The sequence below is a fragment of the Sphingomonas segetis genome, from assembly GCF_009720245.1.
In the GTDB taxonomy this organism is placed as follows: Bacteria; Pseudomonadota; Alphaproteobacteria; order Sphingomonadales; family Sphingomonadaceae; genus Sphingomicrobium; species Sphingomicrobium segetis.
The window spans coordinates 1-5,030 of sequence record NZ_WJSQ01000172.1 but is presented as its reverse complement, the minus strand read 5'-3'; the positions used below and the strand labels follow the sequence as shown (position 1 = coordinate 5,030).

The window sequence follows — 5,030 nt, the reverse complement described above, 5'->3', positions numbered from 1 at the left end:
GCTGTCCGACGAGGCGATGGACCGCGCCGTCGCCGCGCTGTCGATCTGCGCCGACAAGCTTCGGCGGCGCAATGTCTCGTTGTCGCGCTCGGTTGCGACCGAGGCCTGCCGCCGCGCCGCGAACGGCGGCGAGTTCGCCGAGCGGGTGCGCATGGAGACAGGGATTGTTCTCGACATCATCGCGCCGGCGGAGGAGGCGCGGCTTGCCGTGCTCGGCTGTCACAAGCTGCTCGAGCCGGGCGACGGGCCGGCGCTGATCTTCGACATCGGTGGCGGCTCGACCGAGCTGGTGCTGATCGACCAGCAAGAGGGAGTGCCCAAGATCCGCGCCTGGTGGAGTGCGCCGTGGGGCGTCGTCTCGCTCACCGAAAGCGAAGGCAAGGAGGCGCTCGAGGGGCCCGACCGGCTGCTCGCCTATAAGCGAATGCGCGAGCGGGCGCGCCGCGCATTCGCCAAATTCGCGACGATGCTCCCCGAGACGCGCGAGGGGATCCGCCTGCTCGGCACGAGCGGGACCGTAACCACGCTCGCCAGCGTCCATCTCGCGCTGCCCTTCTACGACCGCCGCGCGGTCGACGGCCTTCACGTTCCGATCGAGGCAATGCGGAGCATCAGCGAGATGATCGCGGAGATGGACTATGCGGGGCGCTCGTCGCTGCCCTGCATCGGCACCGAGCGCGCGGACCTCGTGGTGGCCGGCTGCGCGATCCTGGAAGCGATCATCGAAATCTGGCCGGCGAAGAACCTCGGCATCGCCGACCGCGGGATTCGCGAGGGCATCTTGCGCTCGCTGATGGCGCGGGACGGGTGGGTGCTTTGACGTCCCCTCCCCCGGAGGGGAGGCGGAAATGAAGCGCGTCCGGACCGCCAAGGGCCGCACCGCCTCTTCGACGCGCTGGCTCGAGCGGCAGCTCAACGACCCTTATGTCCAGCGCGCCAGGGCGGAGAATTACCGCAGCCGCGCCGCCTATAAGCTGCTCGAGCTGGACGAGCGCTTCGGGCTGCTCAGGGGCGTGAAGGCTGTCGTCGACCTCGGCATCGCGCCTGGCGGCTGGAGCCAGGTGGTCCGGCGCAGGGCGCCGCAGGCGGAGGTCGTCGGGATCGACCTGCTTCCGACCGACCCGATCGAGGGGGTGACGATCCTGCAAATGGACTTCATGGATGAAGGCGCGCCCGAGCGGCTCAGGCACGCGCTCGGCGGCGCAGCGGACCTCGTCCTTTCGGACATGGCGGCGAACACCGTCGGTCACCAGCAAACCGATCACCTGAGGACCATGGCGCTGGTCGAGGCGGGCCTGGAGTTCGCGCGCGAGGTGCTGCGCCCGGGCGGCGCCTATGTCGCAAAGGTGCTTGCCGGCGGCGCCGACAGCCAGCTGGTCGCCGAGCTGAAACGGAGCTTCGCGACCGTGAAGCACGCCAAGCCCCCTGCCAGCCGCAAGGATTCGAGCGAATGGTATGTGGTCGCGCAGGGATTCAAGGGGTCCGAGGCTTACTTTGAACGCGCGAGGCGCTTAGAGCAGAGTTGATTGCCAAGCAGGCGGGGGCTCATCCAATGGCTCGAGTTTTTCTGAGCTATGCGCGCGAAGACGTCGAAACGGCGCGGAAGCTTGCCGTCGTGCTGGAAGATGCCGGCCAGACCGTGTGGTGGGATCGCCACCTTCACGGCGGCGCGAACTTCAGCAGCGAGATCGACCGCGAGTTGAAGGACGCACAGGTGGTGATGGTGCTGTGGAGCCCATCGTCCATTGCCTCGGCATGGGTCCAGGACGAGGCCGCGGAAGGGCGCGATTCGGGCCGCCTGGTCCCCGCGACGCTGGACTCGGTGAAGCCGCCCCTCGGGTTCAGACAACTTCAGTGCATCGACCTGTCGCCGTGGAGCAAGGATGGACGGACCGAGTCCGTCGACGATCTGCTGCTGGCGATCTCCAAGGTTGCAGGAGATGCGGCACCGGGCAAGGCGGAGGAAAGCGCCCCGGCGCCGGTGCCCATTGCCATTTGCGTATTGCCGTTCGTGAACCTCAGCGACGATTCCGAGCAGGAATATTTCAGCGACGGGATCACCGAGGACGTCATTACCGATTTGTCCAAGATCTCCGCGCTCGAGGTGGTCGCGCGCAACAGCGCATTCACATTCAAGGGCAAGGTGGTCGACGCGAAGGAAGTCGCCCGGACGATGGACGTCACGCATGTCCTCGAGGGCAGCGTTCGCAAGGCGGGGAACCGGATCAGGATCAGCGCGCAGCTGGTTGCCGGCGACACCGGCCGGCATCTGTGGGCCGAACGCTACGACCGGGATCTCACCGACATCTTCGCCATCCAGGACGAGATTTCCCACGCAATCGCCAAGGCGTTAGAGCTCAAGCTCCTGCCCGAAGAGAAAAAGGCGATTGAGCACCGCGGCACGTCGAATGCGGAGGCGTACAGATTCTACCTGATGGCCCGGCAGCAGTGGATCGGCGGCACGTTCGGCGACCTCAAGCGCGACGAAGCGATTGCACGGATTTGCCAGCAGGCAGTTCAGCTCGATCCCAATTACGCAGAAGCATGGGCGCTGATGGCGATTGCCCAGGCCGAGCTTCGGTTCTGGCACGGAAGGGATGTCAATGCGTTGCCGGCGGCGGAACATGCACTGGCGATCAGGGCCGATCTTCCCGAAGCACTCTGCGTCAAAGCGCGGTACCTGGAAGAGCAGGGGGAGCAGGACCAGGCGAACGAACTGATCGACACGGCCGTACGGCGCGCCCCTGATTCATGGGAAGTGAACCGCGAAGCGGCGCGGATGCTGTTCCGCGAGGGGCGGGTCGCGGAGTCGATTCCCTATTTCGAACGGGCGTCGGCGCTGGTGAGCTCGGACTATTACAATCCGGCGATGCTCATGACCTGCTATGAGTCGACGGGCAACCTCGAAGCACGCAAAGGTGCCGCGAAACTGGCGTTCGAACGTGCCGAACGGGCGCTTTCCGCGGAGCCGACGAACGGTTCAGCCATCGCCAACGGGGCCTATGCGCTCGCCGTCCTGGGCGAAGGCGATCGGGCCCGCGAATGGATCGAACGCGGACTGCTGCTGGATCCGGAGAATCTCGCCATGCGCTACAACATGGCCTGCACGCTCACGGTGGCGCTCCAGGACGACGATGCCGCGCTCGACGTGATTCAGCGTTATTTCGAAACGGTGAACACGGCCTCGCAGATCAAGCATACCGAGGCCGATCCCGATTTCGCCCGGCTGCGCGACAAGCCGCGGTTCCAGGAGATGCTGGCGGCGACCAAGGCGCGGCTCGGGATTGCCGCCGCTGCAGGCTGAACACGCCGGCAGGGAGAGCGGCCTAGTTCCCCTTTTCGCGCGCCGCTTCGATCGCTTGCTTCAGCGTTTCGTAGCCGACCGCGCCGTTCATCACTCGATCGCCGATCACGAACAACGGCGTGCCGGTCGCTCCGAGCTGGCCGGCGAGCTGGAAGTTGCGCTTGAGCTCGGCTTCGATCAGCGGATCGTCGTGCGGCTGCGGTGCGATCCCAGCCGCCTTCGCGGCAGTCGCGATCGTCTCCGGAGCGGGCCTGCCGGCCTCCCACAGCGTGTCGTGGAATTTGTTGAACCGGCCGAGCTTGGACGATTCCAGCGAGAGCCGCGCCGCGGTCACGCTGTCGGGCCCGAGGATCGGAAGCTCGCGATAGACGACGCGCAGGCCCTTATCCTCTGCCACGAGTCGGTCGATGATGGGGTTGCTCGCCTTGCAATAAGGGCAGGCGTAATCGAAGAATTCGACCAGCGTGACCTCGGGTTCCGCCGCGCCCTTCCACGAGCTTGCGAACGGCGTTTCGATCGCTGCGCGGTTGGCGGCCAGGACCGGCTCGTATTGAGAATCGCGCAGTGCATCCACCGCGTCGGACAATATCTTCGGATCGGAGAGCAGCCCCTGTCGCACGATCCTGCTGCTGAGCACATTGGGGAGTGCGAACAGGAGGAGCGCCGCCGCGAGCAGCGCGCCGACGATGCCGCCCGCGATCGCCGCGGCGAGCATTCCCCGCGTCGCCGCAGCCCGATTGATCTCGCTCACTCCCGGCCGTCTTTCCTGTATCTCTTGTCTTTCTTGGCCAGCTCGGCCCGCGAGACCATGGCGATATCCTGCGCGCGAAGATAGTCCGGTGTTCCGGGCGGAATGCCCTTCAATGCCATCTGCGCGCTCGCCAGCGCGAGCTTGGGGTTGCCTTCGAGGTTGTTGCGCTCCGCCGTGGCGAGCGATGCCCGTGCGGGGTCGCCTTCGCGATCGTAGATGATGCCGAGCTGATACCAGGCGAACGGGTCCTCATTGTCGCGGTTCACGGCGACTTTGAGGATCTGCTTGGCTTCGGCGAAATTCTTCGGGTCGTTGGTCTCGACCAGCGCATGGCCGAGCATTGCGGCGATCATCGGCGCATTGCCGGAACGCTCCACGGCCTCGCGCAGCGGCGGAATGGCTTCCTGGGGCTGACCGTCCTCGAGCAGAATCTGGCCCTTGAGCTCGAGGAAGAAGGGATCGTCGGGGTCGGCCGCGAGCAGCGCGTCGGCTTCGGACTGCGCCTTATCGGGGTAACCGCCGAGGTGATAAGCATAGGCACGGGCGTAATGCGCGGGCACGCTCTGGTCGCTTTCGGGATAGTTGATCACCGCCTGCTTGGGGTTCACGTAGCCCATCAGCTTGGCCTTGACCCGTTCGAAGCGGCTTTCGAGCGCGGCATCGACCGGCTTGCTCCACGAGGCGTCGGCCCTCAGCTTCTGCTGGAGCGCCTGGACACGTTCGGACGAAAGCGGGTGGCTGCGGTCGAAGCTGTCCTTGGAGTAGATTGCGAGCCGGTATTCGTGGTTCTGCAACTTGCCGAAGAAGTCGAGCAGGCCCTTGCCGGTGACGCCCGCTTTCGACAGCAGGCGGGCGGCGGTCGCATCGGCCGTCGCTTCCTGCGCGCGGGTGAAGGCAAGCATGTCTCCGAGCGCGGCGCGCTGCCCGGCCATCATGATGCCCATGCCCGCGTCGCCGGCGCCGGCCGCCATCGCC

General features: G+C 66.0%; 5 protein-coding genes. 3 read left to right on the top strand and 2 right to left on the bottom strand.

Features of this window, described 5'->3' with window-relative positions; translation table 11 throughout:
• The 3 genes from GH737_RS12860 to GH737_RS12850 all read left to right on the top strand — a co-directional run.
• The coding region (locus GH737_RS12860) for a Ppx/GppA phosphatase family protein (protein WP_155265203.1) at positions 1 to 820 on the top strand (820 nt) is incomplete at its 5' end.
• A 28-nt stretch (positions 821 to 848) separates the two neighbouring features.
• Positions 849 to 1,526 (top strand): RlmE family RNA methyltransferase, encoded by a 678-nt coding sequence (locus GH737_RS12855; RefSeq protein ID WP_155265202.1) that lies wholly within the window; start codon positions 849 to 851, stop codon positions 1,524 to 1,526.
• A gap of 26 nt (positions 1,527 to 1,552) precedes the next feature.
• Positions 1,553 to 3,304 (top strand): TIR domain-containing protein, encoded by a 1,752-nt coding sequence (locus GH737_RS12850; RefSeq protein WP_155265201.1) that lies wholly within the window; start codon positions 1,553 to 1,555, stop codon positions 3,302 to 3,304.
• Between the two features lie 22 nt (positions 3,305 to 3,326).
• Here the strand turns inward: GH737_RS12850 and GH737_RS12845 are convergent, their stop codons facing one another.
• Together GH737_RS12845 and GH737_RS12840 are read right to left on the bottom strand one after the other, a co-directional pair.
• On the bottom strand, positions 3,327 to 4,055 hold the full coding sequence (locus GH737_RS12845) for a DsbA family protein (protein ID WP_155265200.1): 729 nt from the start codon (positions 4,053 to 4,055) through the stop codon (positions 3,327 to 3,329).
• On the bottom strand, positions 4,052 to 5,030 hold a 979-nt coding region (locus GH737_RS12840), incomplete at its 5' end, for a M48 family metalloprotease (protein WP_155265199.1). The genes GH737_RS12840 and GH737_RS12845, both read right to left, overlap by 4 nt.